24 protein-coding genes and 1 pseudogene are annotated in these 21,092 nt (G+C 39.0%); 11 read left to right on the top strand and 14 right to left on the bottom strand.

The window, feature by feature from the left end; all coding sequences use genetic code 11:
- Position 1: 1 nt before the first annotated feature.
- Complete coding sequence (locus tag BK584_RS22210; RefSeq protein ID WP_078394636.1) at positions 2-1,609, bottom strand: spore germination protein; 1,608 nt, start codon at positions 1,607-1,609, stop codon at positions 2-4.
- Positions 1,610-1,743: 134 nt separating this feature from the next.
- On the opposite strand from BK584_RS22210, the gene BK584_RS22205 reads away from it, so the two are divergent.
- Both BK584_RS22205 and BK584_RS22200 read left to right on the top strand, forming a co-directional pair.
- Positions 1,744-1,923 (top strand): hypothetical protein, encoded by a 180-nt coding sequence (locus BK584_RS22205; RefSeq protein WP_078394635.1) that lies wholly within the window; start codon positions 1,744-1,746, stop codon positions 1,921-1,923.
- Between the two features lie 532 nt (positions 1,924-2,455).
- A pseudogene (locus BK584_RS22200) lies at positions 2,456-2,967 on the top strand (recombinase family protein).
- Positions 2,968-3,261: 294 nt separating this feature from the next.
- Here BK584_RS22200 and BK584_RS22190 read toward each other — a convergent pair.
- Positions 3,262-4,500, bottom strand: a complete 1,239-nt coding sequence (locus tag BK584_RS22190) for an MFS transporter (protein WP_078394631.1) — start codon at positions 4,498-4,500, stop codon at positions 3,262-3,264.
- Between the two features lie 21 nt (positions 4,501-4,521).
- Entirely contained in the window at positions 4,522-5,493 is a 972-nt protein-coding gene (locus BK584_RS22185; protein ID WP_078394629.1) for a sugar phosphate isomerase/epimerase family protein, read from the bottom strand.
- Positions 5,494-5,739: 246 nt separating this feature from the next.
- Here BK584_RS22185 and BK584_RS22180 point away from each other — a divergent pair, with 246 nt between their 5' ends.
- From BK584_RS22180 to BK584_RS25750, 4 genes are all read left to right on the top strand, one after another.
- Positions 5,740-6,621 (top strand): SIS domain-containing protein, encoded by an 882-nt coding sequence (locus BK584_RS22180; protein WP_078394627.1) that lies wholly within the window; start codon positions 5,740-5,742, stop codon positions 6,619-6,621.
- Positions 6,622-6,633: 12 nt separating this feature from the next.
- Positions 6,634-7,533 carry a ribokinase gene (locus tag BK584_RS22175; RefSeq protein ID WP_078394625.1) on the top strand — a complete coding sequence of 300 codons (900 nt, stop codon included), beginning with the start codon at positions 6,634-6,636 and terminating at the stop codon, positions 7,531-7,533.
- A gap of 201 nt (positions 7,534-7,734) precedes the next feature.
- A complete protein-coding gene (locus BK584_RS22170; RefSeq protein ID WP_078394623.1) occupies positions 7,735-8,262 on the top strand; it encodes a tubby C-terminal domain-like protein in 528 nt (175 codons plus the stop codon).
- Positions 8,263-8,446: 184 nt separating this feature from the next.
- Entirely contained in the window at positions 8,447-8,686 is a 240-nt protein-coding gene (locus tag BK584_RS25750; RefSeq protein ID WP_078394621.1) for a recombinase family protein, read from the top strand.
- Positions 8,687-9,147: 461 nt separating this feature from the next.
- Here BK584_RS25750 and BK584_RS22160 read toward each other — a convergent pair whose 3' ends face one another.
- Together BK584_RS22160 and BK584_RS22155 are read right to left on the bottom strand one after the other, a co-directional pair.
- Positions 9,148-9,993 (bottom strand): MBL fold metallo-hydrolase, encoded by an 846-nt coding sequence (locus tag BK584_RS22160; protein WP_078394619.1) that lies wholly within the window; start codon positions 9,991-9,993, stop codon positions 9,148-9,150.
- Positions 9,994-10,085: 92 nt separating this feature from the next.
- Entirely contained in the window at positions 10,086-10,619 is a 534-nt protein-coding gene (locus tag BK584_RS22155) for a D-glycero-alpha-D-manno-heptose-1,7-bisphosphate 7-phosphatase (RefSeq protein ID WP_078394617.1), read from the bottom strand.
- Between the two features lie 189 nt (positions 10,620-10,808).
- Here BK584_RS22155 and BK584_RS22150 point away from each other — a divergent pair, with 189 nt between their 5' ends.
- Positions 10,809-11,507, top strand: coding sequence for an SDR family NAD(P)-dependent oxidoreductase (locus BK584_RS22150; protein ID WP_367579303.1), 699 nt, complete (start codon positions 10,809-10,811; stop codon positions 11,505-11,507).
- Positions 11,508-11,626: 119 nt separating this feature from the next.
- Here BK584_RS22150 and BK584_RS22145 read toward each other — a convergent pair whose 3' ends face one another.
- From BK584_RS22145 to BK584_RS22135, 3 genes are read right to left on the bottom strand one after another with little or no spacing between them, the layout of a single operon-like run.
- On the bottom strand, positions 11,627-12,514 hold the full coding sequence (locus BK584_RS22145) for a COX15/CtaA family protein (RefSeq protein WP_078394615.1): 888 nt from the start codon (positions 12,512-12,514) through the stop codon (positions 11,627-11,629).
- Entirely contained in the window at positions 12,511-13,257 is a 747-nt protein-coding gene (locus BK584_RS22140) for an alpha/beta fold hydrolase (RefSeq protein WP_078394613.1), read from the bottom strand. Before BK584_RS22140 ends, BK584_RS22145 begins: the two co-directional genes overlap by 4 nt.
- Before the next feature lie 3 nt (positions 13,258-13,260).
- On the bottom strand, positions 13,261-13,590 hold the full coding sequence (locus tag BK584_RS22135) for a DUF1516 family protein (protein ID WP_169871465.1): 330 nt from the start codon (positions 13,588-13,590) through the stop codon (positions 13,261-13,263).
- A gap of 136 nt (positions 13,591-13,726) precedes the next feature.
- On the opposite strand from BK584_RS22135, the gene BK584_RS22130 reads away from it, so the two are divergent.
- The 3 genes from BK584_RS22130 (at position 13,727) to BK584_RS22120 (ending at position 15,430) form a co-directional block, all read left to right on the top strand.
- On the top strand, positions 13,727-14,290 hold the full coding sequence (locus BK584_RS22130; RefSeq protein WP_078394609.1) for a PadR family transcriptional regulator: 564 nt from the start codon (positions 13,727-13,729) through the stop codon (positions 14,288-14,290).
- Positions 14,291-14,504: 214 nt separating this feature from the next.
- Positions 14,505-14,867, top strand: coding sequence for a VOC family protein (locus tag BK584_RS22125; RefSeq protein ID WP_078394607.1), 363 nt, complete (start codon positions 14,505-14,507; stop codon positions 14,865-14,867).
- On the top strand, positions 14,867-15,430 hold the full coding sequence (locus BK584_RS22120) for a winged helix-turn-helix transcriptional regulator (RefSeq protein ID WP_078394605.1): 564 nt from the start codon (positions 14,867-14,869) through the stop codon (positions 15,428-15,430). Before BK584_RS22125 ends, BK584_RS22120 begins: the two co-directional genes overlap by 1 nt.
- Before the next feature lie 393 nt (positions 15,431-15,823).
- Here BK584_RS22120 and BK584_RS22115 read toward each other — a convergent pair whose 3' ends face one another.
- From BK584_RS22115 to BK584_RS22105, 3 genes are all read right to left on the bottom strand, one after another.
- A complete protein-coding gene (locus BK584_RS22115) occupies positions 15,824-17,161 on the bottom strand; it encodes a collagen-like protein (protein WP_245808942.1) in 1,338 nt (445 codons plus the stop codon).
- 130 nt (positions 17,162-17,291) lie between these two features.
- Complete coding sequence (locus BK584_RS22110; protein WP_078394602.1) at positions 17,292-17,576, bottom strand: hypothetical protein; 285 nt, start codon at positions 17,574-17,576, stop codon at positions 17,292-17,294.
- 96 nt (positions 17,577-17,672) lie between these two features.
- A complete protein-coding gene (locus tag BK584_RS22105) occupies positions 17,673-18,269 on the bottom strand; it encodes a nitroreductase family protein (RefSeq protein ID WP_078394601.1) in 597 nt (198 codons plus the stop codon).
- Between the two features lie 188 nt (positions 18,270-18,457).
- On the opposite strand from BK584_RS22105, the gene BK584_RS24325 reads away from it, so the two are divergent.
- Positions 18,458-18,619: a hypothetical protein gene (locus BK584_RS24325; protein ID WP_139365736.1), complete on the top strand. Its 162-nt coding sequence runs from the start codon at positions 18,458-18,460 to the stop codon at positions 18,617-18,619.
- Between the two features lie 63 nt (positions 18,620-18,682).
- On the opposite strand, the gene BK584_RS22100 is transcribed toward BK584_RS24325, so the two are convergent.
- From BK584_RS22100 to BK584_RS22090, 3 genes are all read right to left on the bottom strand, one after another.
- Positions 18,683-20,236 carry an ABC-F family ATP-binding cassette domain-containing protein gene (locus tag BK584_RS22100; protein WP_078394599.1) on the bottom strand — a complete coding sequence of 518 codons (1,554 nt, stop codon included), beginning with the start codon at positions 20,234-20,236 and terminating at the stop codon, positions 18,683-18,685.
- A 332-nt stretch (positions 20,237-20,568) separates the two neighbouring features.
- On the bottom strand, positions 20,569-20,766 hold the full coding sequence (locus tag BK584_RS25205; protein ID WP_245808941.1) for a YxeA family protein: 198 nt from the start codon (positions 20,764-20,766) through the stop codon (positions 20,569-20,571).
- Positions 20,767-20,779: 13 nt separating this feature from the next.
- Positions 20,780-21,001 (bottom strand): hypothetical protein, encoded by a 222-nt coding sequence (locus BK584_RS22090; RefSeq protein ID WP_180320521.1) that lies wholly within the window; start codon positions 20,999-21,001, stop codon positions 20,780-20,782.
- Positions 21,002-21,092 lie beyond the last annotated feature (91 nt).

The raw sequence follows: 21,092 nt of genomic DNA, 5'->3' as shown, positions 1-21,092 counted from the left end.
TCTACTCTCCTTCTTTCGTATCAGCCCTCACCATTCCACGAGCTCTAGGAGGTTGTGGCTTCTGGTTTTCGCCTTGAAGAATTCGATTCTCTGGGCTAATGAGTCTTGGTCTTTCCTTAGATTTCCACAGTGGCATGCGGATAAGCGTATCGCCAAAGTTTGCTGGTATGAATGGAGCAAGCGGTGACAGGTAAGGAACGCCCATTGAACGCAGGCTGACTAAATGAACAATCAACATTATTAATCCAAGGAGGATGCCGTAAAAACCAACGATCGCAGCGCTTATTATTAAGCCAAATCGTATCAAACGGGCAGCGACTGCCATGTTAAAGGATGGGGTTGCTAAACTAGCGATTGCCGTGATCGCAACGATAATAACCATCGCCGGCGAGACAATTCCAGCCTGAATCGCCCCCTGTCCGATCACAAGAGCTCCGACAATGGATATCGTCGAACTGATCTTTTCGGGCATTCGGATACCGGCTTCTCGGAGAATTTCAAACGTTACTTCCATGATAATTGCCTCGACAACTGCTGGAAATGGGACAGATTCGGACTGTGCTGCGATAATGATAAGCAGTTGTGTGGGTATCATTTCCTGATGAAACGTCGTAACGGCAACGTAGACAGAGGGGGCTATTAGTGACAGTGAAAACATGAGCACCCGTAATAACCGGATGGCTGAGGAGATCGGAAATCGTGCATAATAGTCATCAGGCGCCTGGAAAAACTGAATGAATAACGCAGGGGCAAGCAACACAAACGGCGTTCCATTGACAAAAATCGCAACCCTTCCTTCAAGAAGATTTGCTGCAACAACATCCGGTCTCTCTGTAAAAGCGATTGTCGGAAACACAGTCAGGGGTTCATCTTCAATCAGTGATTCAATATAACCCGACTCAAGAATGCTATCGATGTTGATCCGTTTTAATCGGTTACGCACTTCTTCTATAATATCTTTGTCGGCAATGCCGTTCATATACATGATCGAAACGGCCGTTTTCGTTTGGGTGCCTATTTTCATCGGCTCTACCCATAGATCTGGATTCGTAATGATTCGACGCAAGAGAGAGATATTTGTCCCCATTGATTCTGTGAACCCCTCTTTGGAACCTCGAATGGTTACCTCGTTACTAGGTTGCTCAACGGGCCGTCTTTCCCCACCTTTGGTGCTGGCAATCAGCGCCTCGCTTTTCCCGTCAACGAAAATAACGGTGTCTCCTGACAATAAGGATTCGAACAATCCATCCCAGTCTTTAATCGTTTTCACATGACCGAGCGAGACCAGTTCCTCAGAAAGAATCGTTAATGCGTCATCTCCAAGAAGTTTTCTCTGACATTCATCTTTATTCTCCATAAATTCCACTAAAAAATCGTTAATGGTTGGATTGTCAACAAGACCTTCTACATAGACGATGGCTGTAGAAATATCAAGACGATCGTCGAGCTTCAACGTGCGAGTAATAATGTCTGGGCTGTTTCCGGTTCGCTGTTTGATGGTGTTCAGATTTTCCGAGGTAGAGTTGTCCATAACTTTTTGTGAACCGTTAGTAGAATCTTGATTTTTTTCCCTTTGATCCGTTTTCTTTCGGCTTTTACGAATGAACATAGACGGAAGACCTCGCTGTTGTGTTTGTTTATCCTAACTTGTTCAAGAAACAAATTTTTTATGCAAGAAGCCTACTTTATATGTTCAATTGATTAGTAAATGAGATGGTGAAACCCCGAATGGAGTAAGTTCAGTTGGCGATAATCGGAAAGAATGTACTAGAGGATATTAAAGTTATTAACCTTAATGGTGTGGTTGGATTTTATAAGAAAAAAAGCAAAGAGCCTAGATATAATTCTCGGCTCTTTGCTTTATTAAATATACCTAATATCAATAATTCAATCCCTCGAAATAAAGAATCACATGTGGAATAAAATACATAATCAGCAATAAGGTCGCTATAGAGAGAACAACTAACCATATTTTCTTAAACTTTAATTGTAGGGTGAAACAACTATATATATGACTAAAAATTATGATTAATAAGAAAATGTCTAATCCCATCAATAAAAATAGAATGACATAAATTAAATTCCATTATTAAATAAAATTACTAATAAGGAGATGGCTTGTATTACTTTTGTGTTTATTTTTATCTCTATAGATCAGATTTACTGCCAATACCGAAAAACTACCTATGAAAGTGTACATCGCCATACGCTTTTTCTAATTCATCTAAGCAATACAATTATAGTCAACTATTAGCGAAGCAGTGTCATAACTTTAAAGTTACGACACTTGATGATGGAATTTTCAGTTTATTTATTTAAGTGTGTGTTGAATGAGAACCTTAATTTTTTTCTTTAGTGAACATAGATTAAATTATGAGTTGCTGAAATTATTTTGCGATCGTATAGCCATTAATTACTCCTTACTCCTCTATCTCCTTTATATGGATATTCAAGAGTGAGTACTGTCTCACAAGATTTGGATTTGCAATTGAATCGCTTAGAAGAAGAAGGCTGCGAAAAAATTTACAGGAACAAAAAAAGACCGACCAGAATTTAATTCAAAAAACTTCTTGAAGAATTAAAAGGATACAATGATCGTTACAAAGCTGGATCGTTTTGCTCGGTCTACAGTCGATTCAAATAGGACTGTTCGGACACTTTTTGATAAGGTTGTGAGAGTTTAAATACTAAATATAGGAATTGTAGAGGATACAGTTTCTGGACGTCTGATTTTTCATTATGAGTTCATTTGCTGAGTTTGAGATGGATATAATTGTTGAAAGGACACAGGAAGGAAAAATAATTGCAAAGCAGTGGTCGGATTTTCGAAAGGGACGTCCAAGAAAGCAACAGGTGCTACATGCTTTGAAATTACTAGAGACTCATACATATAAGCAAGTTGAGGAAATGACAGGAATCCAAAAACGCACATTAATAAGAAGAAAAAATGAAGGAAATAAAAGTTAACTATCAGTATAATACGATTGGTCAAAGTCATGGATGGAAAGCCAGAAAAAAAAGGCGAGATCGATCTTTTTACTAATCCGTTTATTGATATACAAAAGAGGAAAGAGCACGTTCTTGAGTCGGTAGAGGAATTTAGCAACTTTGTTGGTCTATCCTTATCTCGAGTAATCATTTTGATGATAATTGTAATCGCAACTTTTCAATCCATAGCACACACTCTTAGGAAGAAACAAATTTAAGTGGTGAAGAAAGTCTTCACCACTTAAACATTTACTCCTATTCATTTAAAGTATTTTACGCAGTATTTTTAGTTGTAAGTGTTTTTTGTTCTAACTGCTCCTCAGGTGTTTTTAGGAATGGAGTTAGTATTGCACTTAGTACGTAAAAACCAGAATAGATAAATATAACCGTACCAGCTCCGAAAGGTTGGAAGAACAAGGCAACGATGGCAGGAGCAATAAATGTACTTAATCCAGCTCCTAAGTTAAGAATAGACATGGCTGCTCCTTTGTTGTCTGGAGCAAGTAATGGGAATAGTGCCGATAACGGTACATAACCTGCCATAGCTACACCGCAAAGACTTAAAACAGAGGTCATTACCAAGTAATTATGACCTACCAATTGTGGGGTGAAATATACAAGAATTAGTACAAAGGCATAGAAGAATCCTCCAACCCATCTAATCGTATTTCTCCACCCCCACTTGTCACCTAAGAATCCAAATATAACATTAGCAAAAATAGCTACAGTGAATACTGTTGACCACATGCGTAGCCATTCAGTAGTGGAATATCCGAAATCAGCTAGATATAAAGGTAGAAATAGTAATAGTCCATATTGAGCAAACCCGTTAATTGATTTAACAACTAATCCTAATGCAATCACAGGTCGCTTTAATATTGTGATCGCTTTCATCAACTCACTAAGAGAGAATTGCGTAATCTCTGAAGTTGGGATCTTATCTTTATTAACTACAATTGCCATTACCGTACCGACTACTGTAAAAATGATTCCTGTCCATAAAACGTTTATATGACCCATTACTGGAATTGTAATAGAAGCATAGAAGGGTCCTAGTACACTTAAACCTAACGAGAACATGAACCAAAACCAGCCTGCAGCACTACTTCTTCTATCTAAAGGTGCACTGTAATTGATCCAGACTAGGAACGAATAGGCAAATAATGGATAACCAAACCCTCTAATCGCATAAAACGGAAGCATAACACCTAAATTAAGCGTTGTCATTCCTACGCCAATAAATCCAATACTTCCAATTAAAAAAGTAATTGAACCGAGAAGCATCGCTTTTCTGGGGCCCAGTGTTTGGACAAAGACCCCAGATAGCCATGCTGCAATAGTTACAGATACCCCATAAACGGTAATAAGCAATGATGAATTGGTAACAGACATCCCTTCACCAACTAGATAAGGAACTATCCATGCTTGCTCTATTCCGTCGCCAATCATGAAAAACATTAATCCTATATATCCCCAGATTAAATTACGGGGTAATCCAATTTTATTCAGCATGATTATTAACTCCTTTTGCCTTTATACTTCTACTTGAAGCTGTGGAAGTATTGAAAGCATAAATTGTTGAACCTTCATAGCGTTTCTTTCTTTGATCAACTCTTCTATCTTCTCCATACCGGTATCAATAATGAACTGATCTAGCGCTTTGTATGTTTTGATGTTCTGAGCACATTCCGCAACAGGATCCTCACGAATTGGGAACGTATCGAAATAGATTAACCCTTCATAGTTGTACTTCTTGGCATAATAGATAAACTCAAGTGTCTGCATAAGATGTACACTACCTAACATCAATCCATCGTCGTTATCCTTGTAACCATCATTTAAATGAAAGCCCATTAGTCTATTTTTTCTTGCAGCTAAAGCAAGTGCATAAGCTGGGTTCTCTTTTTTCATAAGCATGTGGCAAAAGTCTAGAGTAATCCCTACATTAGGCTCTCCTACTTCCTCTACCATAAGCAATGATAATCCCAAGTCAGCCACTAATGAAAATGCTCTAGGCTGATATGGCTTGTACTCAAAGCTGATATTCATCGTTGGGTAGCTCTTTGCAACATCTCTAAGTGCATCAACTGTTTGAACCCATGCTTGCTCATAATCTAACTGAAATGAGTAGTCAAATCCATCGTTAGCAAGCCAAATTGTTGTGGTTGTCCCGCCTAACTCTTGGCAAACTTCAATAGCTTCCTTTGTTGTTTGAATAGCCTTGTTTCTTATTTCTTCATTTAGATTTGTAAATTCACCATCATCGTATATTCCACTAAAACGAAGAGCAATTCCACTTACTTCAACATTCATTTCCGCAATGGCATCTTTTATTTCTTGAACGGAATGCGTTGCAAAGTGTTCAGGATAATTAAGCTCTACATGTGTAAGTCCTTCTACTGTTGCCATTCTTTTGATCAAATCAATCGTGGTAATACTCTGATCAGCCGAAAAATATAATTCTTTTTTAGTCTTAAATGAATTAAGCCTTGTTGAGAACATCATAAAGTAAACCATCACCTTCTCTAAAATTATCATCGTTAAATCGTTAGGTCTCTCGCATTCACAGTCTAAGACCATTTAATTTATAAGTAAATAAAAATAAAAAAAGATACCGAAAATATTTTATTGCCCTTGTAATAACACTCAATATTTTACTTTTGTATATTTAGAAATAAAATACACTTTTCCTTTTTTCTAATACGTGCTATGATGTCCACAACATCGTAAATCGAAAGGACTCTCGCACATATGAATGTAAACGCTTCAGGTAAAGAGCTAATTTTATTTGCAAGAAGCATCTCGCCTTCTTTAGGAAAAAAAGAAAGAAGGGTCACTCATTTTATTAGTAACAACTATCAAGAATTGGCGCAAAGTACAATCGGAGAGGTCGCTTCTCATCTTCAGGTCAGTGAAGCAACCATTACAAAGGTATGTAAGAAATTAAAATGTCAAGGCTTTCTGCAATTAAAAAAAGCTATACAGTCTTATCTTGCTAACGATGATTACTCTGGTGAAGATGAAGATATTAATGCCGATTTTGATTCCGAGGATTCAAATGAAGTGATTCTAGAGAAAGTCATGCTTAATGCCATCTTAGCCATTCAAGATACACTTGGAATTGTAGACCACACAGCATTTGACCAAGCTGCTACGATTTTCCGAAATAAGCAACCGAATCAAAAGATTATTCTGGTTGGTAGTGGTGGTTCAGGTATCTTATGTGAAGACTTTCAACATAAATTGTTAAAGATCGGGATATTCGCGCACGTGTACAAGGACACTCATATGCAATTGATGTTCACCTCTTTAATTAATAGTGGCGATATTGTTTTAGGTATTTCACATTCAGGAAGAACCAAAAATATTCTTCGGATTATGGAGATAGCTACGTCCAGAGGGGCTCATACAATCAGTTTGACTAATTATATGAATAGTCCAATCACTGAATTTGCAAGCGTTAATCTTGTTTCCACGGCGAAGAATACACCTATAACCGGAGAAAACGCAGCAGCACGAATTGTGCAACTTAGTATTCTAGATGCACTTTATACAAGCCTTGCCTTAAATAACTCAGGTGCCTCGTATCAAAAACTAATGGTCACCAGTGAATCGGTTAAGGATTATCGCTAATGGAGGGTACGTATGGAATTTCCACAAGTAGTTGTCGTGGGTAGTTTAAATTATGATTTAGTCTTAAAACAAGATCGTCTGCCTTACAAGGGTGAAACATATACAGCAGATGATTTAATTCAAGGTCCAGGAGGAAAAGGCGCCAACCAAGCTGTACAATGTGCCAAATTAGGCTTATCTACAGCCATGATAGGAAAAGTTGGCGAAGACCGATTTGGAGAGGCGCTTCTTGGAACATTAAGAGCAGTAGGAATTAATGATGAGGGTGTCAAACGACAAGGAACGACCGGGCTAGGCGTTGTTCACCTTCTACCAGACGGAGATTATTATAGTACCTTACTTAAGGGAGCTAACCATTTACTCACCGAGTCAGACATTGATGAACAAAAGAACTTTATTCAAAACTGCGAATTTCTATTGCTTCAACAAGAAGTTCCTGATCATGTTGTAGAATATGTGATAGATATTGCCGAGTCATCCAACTGTCAAATTGTATTAAACAATGCACCCGCACGATCCATAAAAGAAGATTCCTTAAAGAAGGTAGACATTCTTGTTGTAAATGAAACGGAAGCGGCTTATATGGAGAATGCCTCTGTAGATTCAATTGATGAAGCAAAAGTAGCGGCTTCAAACTTACTGAAACGTGTTCAAAAGGCAGTCATTTTAACACTAGGAGAAAAAGGCGCAATTGTAGCGCAAGGAACCTCCGTTATTCATGTTCCAGCCAAAAAAGTAACAGCCGTTGATGCAACTGGCGCAGGTGATTCATATATTGGAGCATTGGTCTTTTCTCTTAATGAAGGAAAGAGCTATGAAGAGGCCGCTATTTTTGCATCCGAAATCAGTGCAAAAACAGTTTCTCAGTATGGTGGTAGTGATTCTTTTCCTACACATAATACAATGGTTTAATTGAATCTAGATAACCTAAAAAAATGTGATTTCATCGTATTAATAAAATATCAAAAAATAATAAACAGATTGTGATGAAAGCCTATCTTACTAAAAGGACAATGAAATATGGATTTCATTGTCCTTTTCCATAGTATTTAGAATTCAATTCAAAAATAGCCTTTTCATTAACATCATTGAATAAAAACAGGAGGGATTGCCATGCAAATTAACTTTGAGCTTCCCAAATATAATGCAAACATTGAGGAAATAAGGGTCAATAATCAAGACGATGAATCCATCGGTACATTAAATCGATTTAACAATAATAAGATTTTGGAGGAAATAGGGCGGCACGTATCATCTACTTTTGTTTCTAATGTTAAGGCAAGCTCTGAAGAGAAGAATTATGAATTTATATTAAGAAATCAGGTAAAGGCTTTTGTGACTAACACAGAGTGGGTGATAAAAGAGAATGGTTCTGAAATTGGAGAAGTAAAAGAGAAACCTGTAGGTAGAATGTTACTAATTAAATCGAATCAAGGAGAATTTGAAGTTAAGACTGAATTGACATCTTTAAGGGAAGTAAAGATATTTAAAAATACCGGTGAGCGTGAACTAATAGCTAAAGGGAAGAGGAATTTAAATTTTGCAAAACCTATGTTTGAAATAGAGATTCAAACTGATAATATAGCTTTTCCTCCGATTTTCTTTGCAGCCGTTTGTTTTTTACATAACAATCAAAAGTAACAAAATTGATATACTGATTTTTTGAATAAATATATTATAAACCTCTTTATGACATATAAAGAGGTTTACGTTTGTTCATTTTAAGTATATCCTAAGAGTACACATAAAATGTTGCATTTTATATAGGGTTAAAATGTTCATTTAGGGTTGTTCATTAATTCGACATTTGAAACGAGGAACGATAATGGCATACATAGGTTACGCCAGAGTAAGTACAGAGGGTCAAAATATTGCTCGTCAGATTAAAGAGTTAGAAGAATACGGCTGCGAGATTATTTATCGGGATGCAAAGTCAGGAAAGGGGCAGCGTCAGGAAAATGCGCTTAGCGTTGTAAATCCGCATTTTCCTGACGCTGCCCCTTATAACCCGTTAGTTTTAGCGGTGCTGTTTACCTACTCTTTAACATCGCTAATTTATGAATAAAAACCATCAAATAAAAAAGAACAGAGGGTATCATTTCTACAAGCAAGCCTCTTGCCTTACTTAGCACTATGTGTTCGACAGTATTAATTGTCTTTTCACTCACACACGACAATGGTACTTACTTTTTTGGTCCGATTGAATCCTTTATGTATACATTTAGGGATATGCTCGTAAACTCGTAATCACTTAAGCAAAAAATAAACATAAAAAAAAAAGCGATTAAATAGTTTAATCGCTTTTTACTATATACCGATCAATCGTCCTAATTTCTTCTTGCATTAACTCTTCTTCTTGAACTTGCATAAAGATAAGGTCTGTCGTAACAACACCGTTCATGCGCGGCACCTCTTTTCTCTTTATTATCGCACACCCTAACGATCATACAAAAACATGTTATTTAGCCGTAGCACTCATCTCTCTGCAAACAAAAAAGCAGACGAATGTCTACTTTTTTCTACCTGTTACTCATTTATAAATTTGCCATAGTCAGGTTTATATACTTCATTAAAATTCTCCACTAATTTGTCTAGGTTTTTCTTCAAATATTCACCGGAGATGGGTACCCCATGTCCGGTTATTGCCACGTCTGGATCGAGTTTTTGCAGCTCAATGATGGATCGAAGTGCTTGGTCCCAATCCGTTGTAAAATACCTTGGCGGCCCACTTATTTCTTCTTTCTGAATAAGCGTATCATATAGTTTGTCTTGCCTAACTGTAGTAAACGCATCCCCGACAATTAAACATTTATCCCGCTCACGAAAAAGCGAAATATGACCAGGTGAATGGCCAGGCGTATGAATCCATTTAAAATCATGAACAAACGGAATGGTTCCATCCTCATTTAATGGAAAAACATGACCTTGAATTTGTATGGATTCATTCGGAAAGAGCGAAGAAATCTTTGCTAGCAATCCACCCTCTACGGATGGATCTGGTTGTGGATAATCTTTTTCTCCAATAAGATAGGGAATTTCGAATGAATGTGCATAAACGTCGACTTGCCAGCGATCAATCAATTCAATGATGGACCCAACATGATCAAAATGGCCATGTGTTAAGACGATTGCTTTCGGATTTTTATGTCCGTAAATCGCTTCTGCTGCCTGGACAATATCAGTTGATCCTCCTGGTACACCTGCGTCAATAACAATGTACTCACTTTGTTTCGGATCTCCAATAAAGACAACGTTGACAAACTTGTTTGTATAAGAGAAAACATCCTGGCTTATTCGGATTGTCACTCCATCACCAATGGAAGACAATGGGAGAGACTTATAATCCTCGCCATAAGACATATCGTATATCATAATAGCTCCTTACTTTTTTTATTTATAGTGTGTATGATCAGCCATCTCATTATGCATCCTACCTGTTTTCCACGCATTTTCACTACAATTTCTCACTTACGTTTTTTTAAAATCCACGGAACGGCTTCAAGTAAGGTTGAAAAGACTGCGTCTGCCCCAAAATCGTCCTCACCTCGGGCGTTTACTAGCACGGTTTGACAACCTGCCTTCTTTCCTGCTTGTATGTCCGGCTCACGGTCTCCAACCATGATGCTTGTACGTAAGTCAATGCCATGTTTCTCGGCTAATTCTTGGATCATCTGTGCTTCCGGTTTTCGACAAGGACACCCTTCGTGTGGTTTATGAGGGCAATACGCAACCCCATCAATGGTTGCGCCACTTGAGGCGAACTGTTCGACCATCTTCTTGTGAATCGATACCAACATGCTCTCCTTCATGTAACCAAGTCCAACTCCGCCTTGATTTGTGACGATAAAGACTAAAAATCCGGCAGCGTTCATAAGCCGAACCGCTTCTTTCACACCATCAAGTAAATAAAGATCAGAAGGTTTGTTCACAAACGTTACTCGTTTTGTTTGTACTTCATTTATCACACCATCACGATCTAAAAAAACTGCCTGATTCATTCAGTCACTCCTCTACGTATGTTTTCCGTTATGATGTATAAGTAAGAGTACTTTTATGTGTAATTAGAGACATCTACTTATTAAAAACACGTATGATTTTATTGCCAATTTAACACAAATGAGACAAAAACAAAGGAGTCATTATGCCTGACTTAACGAATCACGTTATTTTAATTACAGGAGCCAATCGTGGCCAAGGAAAAGGAATTGCCAAACACCTCGCATCTTGGAGCGAAAATCGCAATCGGAGCACGAAGCTTGGAAGAAGCTAAACAAGTGGCGTTAGAAATCGGAGAGGATCATGCGCTACCAGTAAAGCTAGATGTAACGCAAGAAAGAGAGTGGGAACTAGCCGTACAATCGCTTGTAGCGAAATACAATCAATTGGATGTATTAATGAACAACGCTGGCGTGTTGATTCGCAATTCGTTAATGGATACGACGATCGAAGAGTATCAACAACAAATAAATGTGAATCAACTTAATGTTTTTCAAGGAATAAAAGCGGTTGTTCCACAAATGGAAAAGCAACAAAAAGGCTCCATTATTAACAATGTGTCAGTCTCTTCTTTTGCGCCGATACGGTATTCCTCCGCGTATGCGTCAACAAAAGCCGCAGTTGTCGCGCTTTCTAAATCAGCCGAAATTGAGTTAGGACCAAAAGGAATCCGGGTTAATATGATTCATCCAGGCGGCATTGAAACGCAAATGTTGGAGGATGATCGCACATCTCACTCCTTTTACCAGTCCATCCCATTAGGGAGAGTCGGACAACCGATTGATATTGCTAGAGCTGCTGCCTTTCTCGCATCTGACGAAAGTTCTTACTGTACAGGGGCTGAAATTGTTGTAGATGGTGGAATGACATTAGGCACAAACGATCAATAGTTCGTACCCTTACCAAGCGAACCGATGTGGTAAAACGAAAGTGAAATGTAAGAAAAACCGGTGTTCTAAAGAACATCGGTTTTCTTACATACTCTAGAAGTCATGCTCCTACTTCGTTTCTATTTTCTTCTCGTCACAACAATGGTGTAAGTTAACACGGAGAAAAGAATCGAGATCGTTAATGCGTGAATGATGCCAATTGTTAAATGTTGATTATACGTTAAAACCATACTGATGCCACTCAAAAATTGAATCACCACGAGTGACAAGCAAAACCATCCGATCCACCACAAAAACCGCTGACTTCTATACATTTTAACAATCCATATGAATAATACGACAATGAGAAGTGCTAAAAGCATGCCTGATAATCGGTGGAACATCTGGGCAAATACAATCATTCCTTCGCTAAACAAAACAAGTTCTCCATTGCACATTGGAAAGCCTGTACAAACTGTCGCGGCTCCCATATGTTTTACAAATGCTCCAGTATAAATAACCGCATAGGCATAAATTGTTATCGCGACAATGAATCGATAAAAGGCTTTCCCGACGGTCGCTTTTAAAGGTCTTTCTTTTTTTTCAAATGTGAAAAGCGTGATCGTAAAAACAGCCGCAAGTGAAATAGCTGAAAAACCAAAATGAAGGGCCATAATTAACGGAGGTTGACCATAAACGACTTGACCAGCCCCCATTAAGCCTTGAATGATAATGGCCGCTGTAGCTAAAATCGCAAAAAATTTGATTTCTTTTATATCCTTTAGTTTACGCCAAGACCAAAATGATAAGATCAACACCATCATTCCTGCAACACTGGAAATAAGACGATGTGTAAATTCAATGATTGTTTCTAGTGTAGGGTTTAGCGGGATGACATCTCCAAAGCAGAGAGGCCAGGTCGTCCCACACCCTTGCCCAGAACCAGTCTTCGTGACAATTGATCCTTGTAAGAGAACAAACAATACCACAACTGTAGTGACAATCGAAAAAATCCTTAATTTCCTCATGGTTTTTCACTGCCTGTTTGATGTTGTTTTATCCAGTCAACCATGGTTTTTACGATAATCGATTGTTGTTCACCCACTGTGATTTCAGCCTCATTGTCCCCTGATTGACTTCCATAAACACCGAAATACGCATGATTCCCACCGTCAATTTCAACGAATTCGGTTGTGTTAGGCAAATAATCGCTCATGTTTTCGACTTTTTCAGGAGTACTTAATCCATCTTCTGACCCACTTATGGATAGCACAGGTAGATCGGAGTTTTTTAGATCATCATTGTCTGCCGCATAGGCCCCTAGCAAAATGAGTCCATTCACTTTATCCAAATGTTGATCGGCATACATCGCTGCTGCCGCTCCCCCCATTGAATGTCCACCGATGAACCATTCCATTTCGTCATTGCGTTCTATGAATTCAGCTGCCTTCGATTGATCAACGATTGGTAAATTCAATGTAACAGTCGGAATCGCAACGGAGATCCCTTGTTTTGAAACTTCTTGCGCCAAATAGGCATACGCCTCTGGTAACACTTTTGCCCCTGGATACAAAATCAGTCCTGTTGTCGCATCATCAACCGTGTAGACGAGCCAATCGTTCTCCAATTGAACCTCTTCATCCAATACAATCGTTGGATCGTCAATTAGCTTATAGGTAAATTGTGTCCAAACAAAAAAGGACAATAAACAGATCAAAACAATACAGCCGAGGATAAGCAGCGTTTTTTTATTAACTATCTTTTTTATCATAAATTAAAACCGAATGACCCCAAATCCAATTAAACAAAGGATAAGGAACATAACTCCTATTAGTATTTGATGAACAATCGCTTTTCTAGGATTTTCTTTTTTAATCATCATTTCCGTTGTACCAATTAATAAAATAGCGATAACTAATTTCAATATGAAAACAAACGGAAACGATAAATAAACCGCTAAACCAATTCCTGAACCGAGCATAACGACCGATATGATACGAAAGATGATGTTTAAGATCATTTTCTTGAAAAATAGCGTTAAAACAATAATAATCAGTAATAGTGCCCAAGTCCCTATATGAACTTGATAAAGAATGTCATACATTGTCCTCCCCCTTTTCATATGTCTAAATCAACATATGTTATTATAGTTATATTAACTCACCTATCGTTCGTAACGTCAAGATGATGTGCTATAATTTCAACATATGGACAAATTTCAAAGGATTGAGTGGTTTTTTATGAGCTTACGCTACGCTTTATTAGGCATCATTTCCAAAAAACCAGTAACGGGATATGATGTTGTTCGGATTTTTAAAGAACAAATGATTTATTTCTGGAATTCGACTCATAGCCAAGTCTATACAGAGTTGCATAAAATGGAAAATGAAGACTTGATTCAACATGAATTAATCATTCAAGATACTTCACCAAATAAAAAAATTTATACACTAACGGATAATGGAAGAAAAGAACTTGTTGATTGGGTCATTGGACAACCTTTAAAACCCGCAAAAATTAAAGATGAATTTTTAATTAAAACGTCTGCCTTTCACGTCTTAACGATTAAAGAGATCACGCAATTGTTAACTGAGGTAATCGAGCGAGAAGAAACCATTTTACAGATGACAACCCATTGGAAAGACCAGTTTAAACAAAGCGATACAAAACAACATATCGGAACAATTTTTACGGTTGAATATGGAATCCGTTATTCCGAGATGTACTTGAATTGGTGCAAATGGGCAAAAAACTATATCGAAGAGCGTTTCTCTGCTCAATTCAATGACAACACCCTAACTTAACCCTCCCTTCAACCTCATAAGTGATGAATGAAGCTACCCTTGTTAACTTCTCCTAATGGGTAGCTTTACATTTAAAGGGTAAATTAAACGATTCAACATTCTCTATCCTTTCCTAATCATCTTCCTCATTATTTGAAAAATCAATTATTGACTCTCTATTATATACTCGGTATAATTTCGGTATCAAATAATTAATTTAAAGGGGTGTTTCTGTTTGTACAAACCTGGATTTACATTGTGGTACAGTGTCAGTAATATCGAGCGCACATTGAAGTTTTATACGGAGCAGTTAGGTTTTAATTTAGACTCCTATGACAAAGAAAGTGGTATGGCAAGTGTCCATACCAATACAAAAGATTGCTTTATTGGATTCTCTGAAGCCGAAGAAATCGTTTCTTCCACAGCAGCGGCAGTTTTCGAAGTAGAGGACATAGAGGATGCCGTCAAAGAACTAAAGAGAAAGGGAATTACATTTAACGGAGACGTTTCTACGATTCCTGGTTATGTGAAGCTGATTTCGTTTAAAGATCCAGACGGACATAATCTGGAATTATCCCAAACACTTATGGTGTCGTAATGGAACAAGTCGCTCAAATCGTTCACATCACGAAAGAACTCTCTGGAAGATGGACCATTCCCATACTACTGTCATTAGATGAATCTGGGGGCAGATTCACCCCGTTAAAAAACAACTTGCAGATCGCGCCCTCTAGGCTCAGCAGCAATTTAAAAATGATGACAGAATCAGGGCTTGTTCACCACTTATCTCCTTTTGAGCGAAACCATCCATTGCTTCCTGAATACCAACTTACCGAGAAAGGACGCTTCATGAAAGAAGCTGCCCTTGTCATCTCACATTCTGAACATCAGATGAGCCATGGGTTCCTTGCTGCGAAAGCGTGGAATTGGCCAGTGTTAATCGCCCTCCACTTTCACTACAATGAATTTAATGCTATACGTCAATTGTTGCAAACGGCAACGCCGCGTATTCTCTCAACACGACTCAGCGAACTTCATGCAGAAGATTTGGTGAAGAAAACACTAATGACAGGTTCAACACCCAAGTATACGTATGGACTAAGCACGCACATTGAGCCAATTCTACAAATGACAAATCGTAATTTGTTGGCACTACTGTAAATCCCTCTTTTTTTTGGTGCGATTACTCAAAAAGAAGGGGGATTTCCTATGTATCCTATCTAATTCTGTTAAAAGAAGCTATATCACGATAAAAATGTTCTATCTGCATTAAAAGGAATCCAACTCATCCTCGGTTTTAAAAAATGCACCTCCAATTGCTAGTTGCGTCTACCAATTTGGGGTGCATTAGTGTTAGATGTTTTTGTATAAATGGAAACATCACCATTGAGTGTATCTGTCGTATTCCCCTTGTCATAGATATTGAACAATCTGTGGTTAGGGTCCGACAAATAATAAAACGCACAAAATAGATCAACACTCATAAAAAAATAGAATTAAAAAACGTTACCATTCGTTATCTTAATAAGTTAGCTAACCGCTAAGTCCTGTTAATTAATCCAGTTTTTTGAGCGTTACAGATGCGTTTACGTTTGTTTGTGTACCACCAGCTAAAGTTTGTAGTGTGACTGCCGCTGCCGAAGTGTGGTTTCTAAGGGTAAGAACGTCTCCTGCTGAAATGGTTGCTATAACTTCTCCATTGTTTTGTTGTGTTCCTGCTCCAGACCCATACACAGTTCCTGGGATTTCAGCGCCATTTAAAAATAATGCAAATTGGTTCGGTTCAACTCCTGATACAGAAAAGGATATCTCATAGTCGCCTGGGGTAGTTATGACAATTTGAGTTGTACCTGGTGTATGAGTGATCCCTGGTGTAAGAATACCATTTGTATCGAAGATTACATCCGCTTCGATAGCGACTGTCTGAGCACTCAGATTATAAATATACCCATACTCAGCCAAACCTGTTCCTGTAACTCCTGTTGCCCCGGTTGCTCCTGTTACTCCTGTATCTCCCGTTACTCCGGTGGCTCCTATTTCTCCTGTTGCCCCGGTGGCTCCTATTTCTCCTGTTGCTCCCGTTGCTCCTGTTGCTCCTGTTGCCCCGGTAACTCCTGTATCTCCTGTTACTCCCGTGGCTCCGGTGGCTCCTATTTCTCCTGTTGCTCCCGTTGCTCCTATTTCTCCTGTTGCCCCGGTGGCTCCTATTTCTCCCGTTGCCCCGGTTGCTCCTGTTGCTCCTATTTCTCCTGTTGCCCCGGTTGCTCCGGTTGCTCCTGTTGCTCCTATATCTCCAGTCGCTCCAGTCGCTCCAGTTGTTCCCGTTACTCCCGTGGCTCCTATTTCTCCTGTTGCCCCGGTTGCTCCTGTTACTCCTGTTACTCCTGTATCTCCCGTTACTCCGGTGGCTCCTATTTCTCCTGTTGCTCCAGTTGCTCCCGTTACTCCGGTGACTCCTATTTCTCCTGTTGCCCCGGTTGCTCCAGTTGCTCCCGTTACTCCGGTGGCTCCTATTTCTCCTGTTGCCCCGGTTGCTCCCGTTACTCCGGTGGCTCCTATTTCTCCTGTTGCCCCGGTTGCTCCTGTATCTCCCGTTGCTCCTATTTCTCCGGTTGCTCCGGTTACTCCTGTGGCTCCGGTGGCTCCTATTTCTCCTGTTACTCCCGTTGCTCCTGTATCTCCCGTTACTCCGGTGGCTCCGGTGGCTCCGGTGGCTCCGGTGGCTCCGGTGGCTCCCGTCCCACCAGGAATTCCACCAGAGGGACCAGTGGCACCCGTAGGACCCGTAGCCCCAGTTGGACAATTTGGACATACCAAACGAGAAGGTCGTTCAAAATGCTGAATATTAGCACATCGGCAAATTTTATTTGCGCATTTACTACACTTACTCACAAAATTCCCTCCTTCCACTAAAAAATGAGCGCCTTTTATAATATGTAATTAAAAGGAATCTGTGAGCTTATTCAAGCCGCATTCTAGAACGATTTTGTATGTTTACAACCCATTAGGGGCCTCAATGCATTTAAAAATAGCCAAGGTTAAGACCTTGACTCTGGTTATTTAATTCCTTAAGCGAGATACGGAGTCCCGTTATGAAAAATAGAATTGCGGAGATAACAAAGATAATAACATGTGTCCTCTGTAGTTGTGAACCTACTTTCATGGATACTTGTTTTGTTTCCTTAAGCACTTCAATGGAAAGTTCAAGGTCTTCTGTTGTTCTAGCATCAATAGTAAATGGATAAGAATCTTGATATATCGTTTCATTGACGGCGAACGCTTCTTGGTTAAATTTTTGCAAAATCATTAGTTTGTACTTTCTATCATAATTAAACCATCCAAATTTTATAGACTTAAGCATACAAAAAAAGAGCCAATGGCTCTTTTTTTACATATCTATTCTTTATTTGGCAATCTTTACGCGGTCTTCTAATGGTTTAAATTCTTTCTCACCAACGTCTTGAGCTGGTTTGCCAAATGGCATTTGGGCACGAAGCTTCCACGATTTAGGAATATCCCATTTACTTGCCACCATTTCGTCTACAATTGGGTTGTAGTGTTGCAACGAAGCACCTAGACCTTCCAATTCAAGAGCCGTCCAAATGGCAAATTGAAGCATGCCAGAAGATTGTTCGGACCAAACTGGGAAGTTGTCGGCATAAAGCGCAAACGATTCTTGTAAGTCTTCAACAACTGTTTGATCTTCAAAAAACAAGACAGTCCCAGAACCAGCTTTAAAGCCATCCATTTTTGCTTGCGTTCCTGAAAAATCGCCGTCTCCCACAATATCCTTTAATAGAGCCGTTGTGTTGTCCCAAAAAGCATCATGTTCATTCGCGAAAAGAACCAATACACGTGCTGATTGCGAATTAAAAGCAGAAGGAACATATTTTACAGCATGCTCAACGATTTCCTGAATGCGTTCAGATGAAACCACTTCTTCTTTACTCACTGCGTAATAAGAACGTCGGTTTTCAATTGCTTGATAAAAAGTTGTCATTGTTGTTTCTCTCCTTTTTTCCTCACACTCTTCTTGACTGTCAATACATACAAGACAATCCTTACACATATTGCTTATTAAAGCTTATCGCATAGGTTGTACGTAAACAACTAACAGTATTCGATATTTGTTAAATGAATCAAAAAGCTCTGTAAAAAAAGCGATACCATTACTTACGTTTAAAAGACATGAAAGACGAATTATTACATTCAGACCCTATGTTGCCACCAGAGTTCTTACCTGGGGATTGGTTGGGCATTGATGTATTAGATACGCTAACTCATCAGTTAACTAGGTTATCCGCTTTGCTTGGAAATGATGATGCGTATGTTGATTTCATTCAAGAATAACGACAAAAAAGGCCACACATCGGGTTATCAATGTGTGGCTCTTTTCGTTTATCCATTTTCTTATTAAACAAGCTTTGTTGTCCAGTTTTCACAATTCCATGTTTCCGTTACGATGTCTTGGTAAAACTCGGGTTCATGGGAAATAAGCAAGATGCTGCCTTTATATGCCTTTAAGGCACGCTTTAGCTCGGCTTTCGCATCAACGTCTAAGTGGTTTGTTGGCTCATCAAGCACTAGGATGTTTGATGAGCGATTGATTAATTTACATAAGCGTACTTTTGCTTTTTCTCCCCCACTTAACACAACAATCTTGCTTTCAATATGCTTGGTCGTTAAGCCACATTTTGCAAGAGCTGAGCGCACTTCCCCTTGTCCAAGCCAAGAAAATTCTTGCCAGATTTCTTCAATACACGTATTCGTAGAGTCCTTTACTTCTTGTTCAAAGTAGCCAATTTCCTGGTAATCGCCACGTTCCACTGTACCGGAGATGGGCTTATTTATGCCAAGCAGGCTTTTCAGAAGGGTTGTTTTCCCTATTCCGTTAGCTCCAACTAAAGCAATTTTTTGGCCCCGTTCCATCCGTAAATTTAGTGGTTTTGATAATGGCTCATCGTATCCAATCACCAACTCATTGGTTTCAAAAATCAACTTACTAGTCGTTCTTGCTTCTTTGAAGTTAAATTCCGGCTTTGGTTTGTCTTTTGCCAGTTCAATGACATCCATCTTGTCTAACTTCTTCTGTCTCGACATCGCCATGTTCCGTGTGGAAACACGTGCTTTGTTGCGGGCCACAAAATCTTTTAGTTGGGACATCTCTTGTTGTTGGCGCTTATAAGCGGCTTCTAGTTGTTGCTTTTTCATTTCATGCACGTCAAGGAAATGGTCATAGTCACCGACATAGCGATTCAACTCTTGATTTTCCATATGATAAATCAAATTGATTACACTATTTAAGAACGGGATATCATGGGAAATCAAAACAAACGCATTCTCATACTCTTGTAAATAACGTTTCAACCATTCAATATGTTGCTCATCCAAGTAGTTTGTTGGCTCATCCAGAAGAAGAATGTCTGGTTTTTCAAGTAAAAGCTTCGCTAGCAACACTTTTGTCCGTTGACCACCACTCAAATCTTCAACATCTTTCTCTAAGCCAACATCATCAAGCCCTAAACCTCGCGCAATCTCTTCTACTTTTGCGTCAATCGTATAGAAATCATTGTTTGTGAGAATATCTTGGAGAACACCTACTTCCTCAAGCAGCTTCTCCAGCTCTTCGGGTGTAACGTCTCCCATCTTGTCGTACATTTGATTCATTTCTGTTTCCATATCGTATAAATATTGGAATGCGCCTTTTAACACATCGCGCATTGTCATGCCACGCTCAAGCACTGTATGCTGATCCAAATAACCAACACGTACTTTTTTCGACCATTCCACTTTTCCTTCATCAGGCATTAATTTGCCCGTGATGATATTCATAAACGTCGACTTACCTTCACCGTTCGCTCCAATTAAGCCAATATGTTCCCCTTTTAACAAACGAAAGGAGACATCTTGGAAAATCGCACGGTCACCAAATCCATGACTTAAGTTCTTTACTGTCAACACACTCATCTATTTACTCAATCCTTTATTGTCAGTTATTCAACGTCACTATCCAAGAGATTAGTTTATCATATTTTTTGAGTGAGTGCTTTGGGAAGGCTGTCACGAATAGGAAAATCCGTTAAACGATCGTGGTAAGCAATCGCTTCAGCAAAAAATACCCTTGCTCATCCAAGGGTATTTTTAAATTTTTCGTATTTGCGTGATCCGTTTTAAAGACAATCGAGCTCGTTTATAGGAGGTCACGTCGTCCTCATGCCTCACATACAGCATGAGATAGGCATCGGTCCGCAGTTCATTTGCAGAGGAAAATTCAACGATTATCTCATCTCCTTCTTTCATCAAACGCAGGCAACACACCAGTAGCGCTGTATAATTTCACCTGAATCTAATACCGTTTCTTCTACTTCGACTAACTCGTCAATTTGAACATACAGATTGTCTTTGTTAAAGCGATTAAAATCAAAGGTTGCTAGAATCACAACCGCCGCAACGATGATCAAAAAAATGGCTAAAATGAAACCGGTAGTCTTTTTCATAAAAGATGCCTCCTTATTCGTTTGGTAAAACGATTTTTTTAAAGCTCCGTATGGTTACAAAGTAATAAACAAGGTAAATGACCGTATAAGCAGCCATCCAAATGAAGATTGGCACCCATAAGTTCATTTGGAGAAGGTTAGAAAACGCTAGTAAGGCAACCCCACCATGCAATAGACCTAAGAGTAGTGGTGCCATAAAGATCATGCCTACTTGATGACGAATGCTTTGTTTCATTGTTTTCTTTGACAACTGGACAGTCAAGTTAATAAAGGAACAACTATCACGATATGGTATGAAGCAACGTAAAAAAACCGGTGTGGTCTCA

This window comes from Shouchella patagoniensis, from assembly GCF_002019705.1.
Taxonomy (GTDB): domain Bacteria; phylum Bacillota; class Bacilli; order Bacillales; family Bacillaceae_D; genus Shouchella; species Shouchella patagoniensis.
The sequence above is the reverse complement of the archived record's forward strand: the minus strand, read 5'-3'. Positions and strand labels throughout refer to the sequence as shown.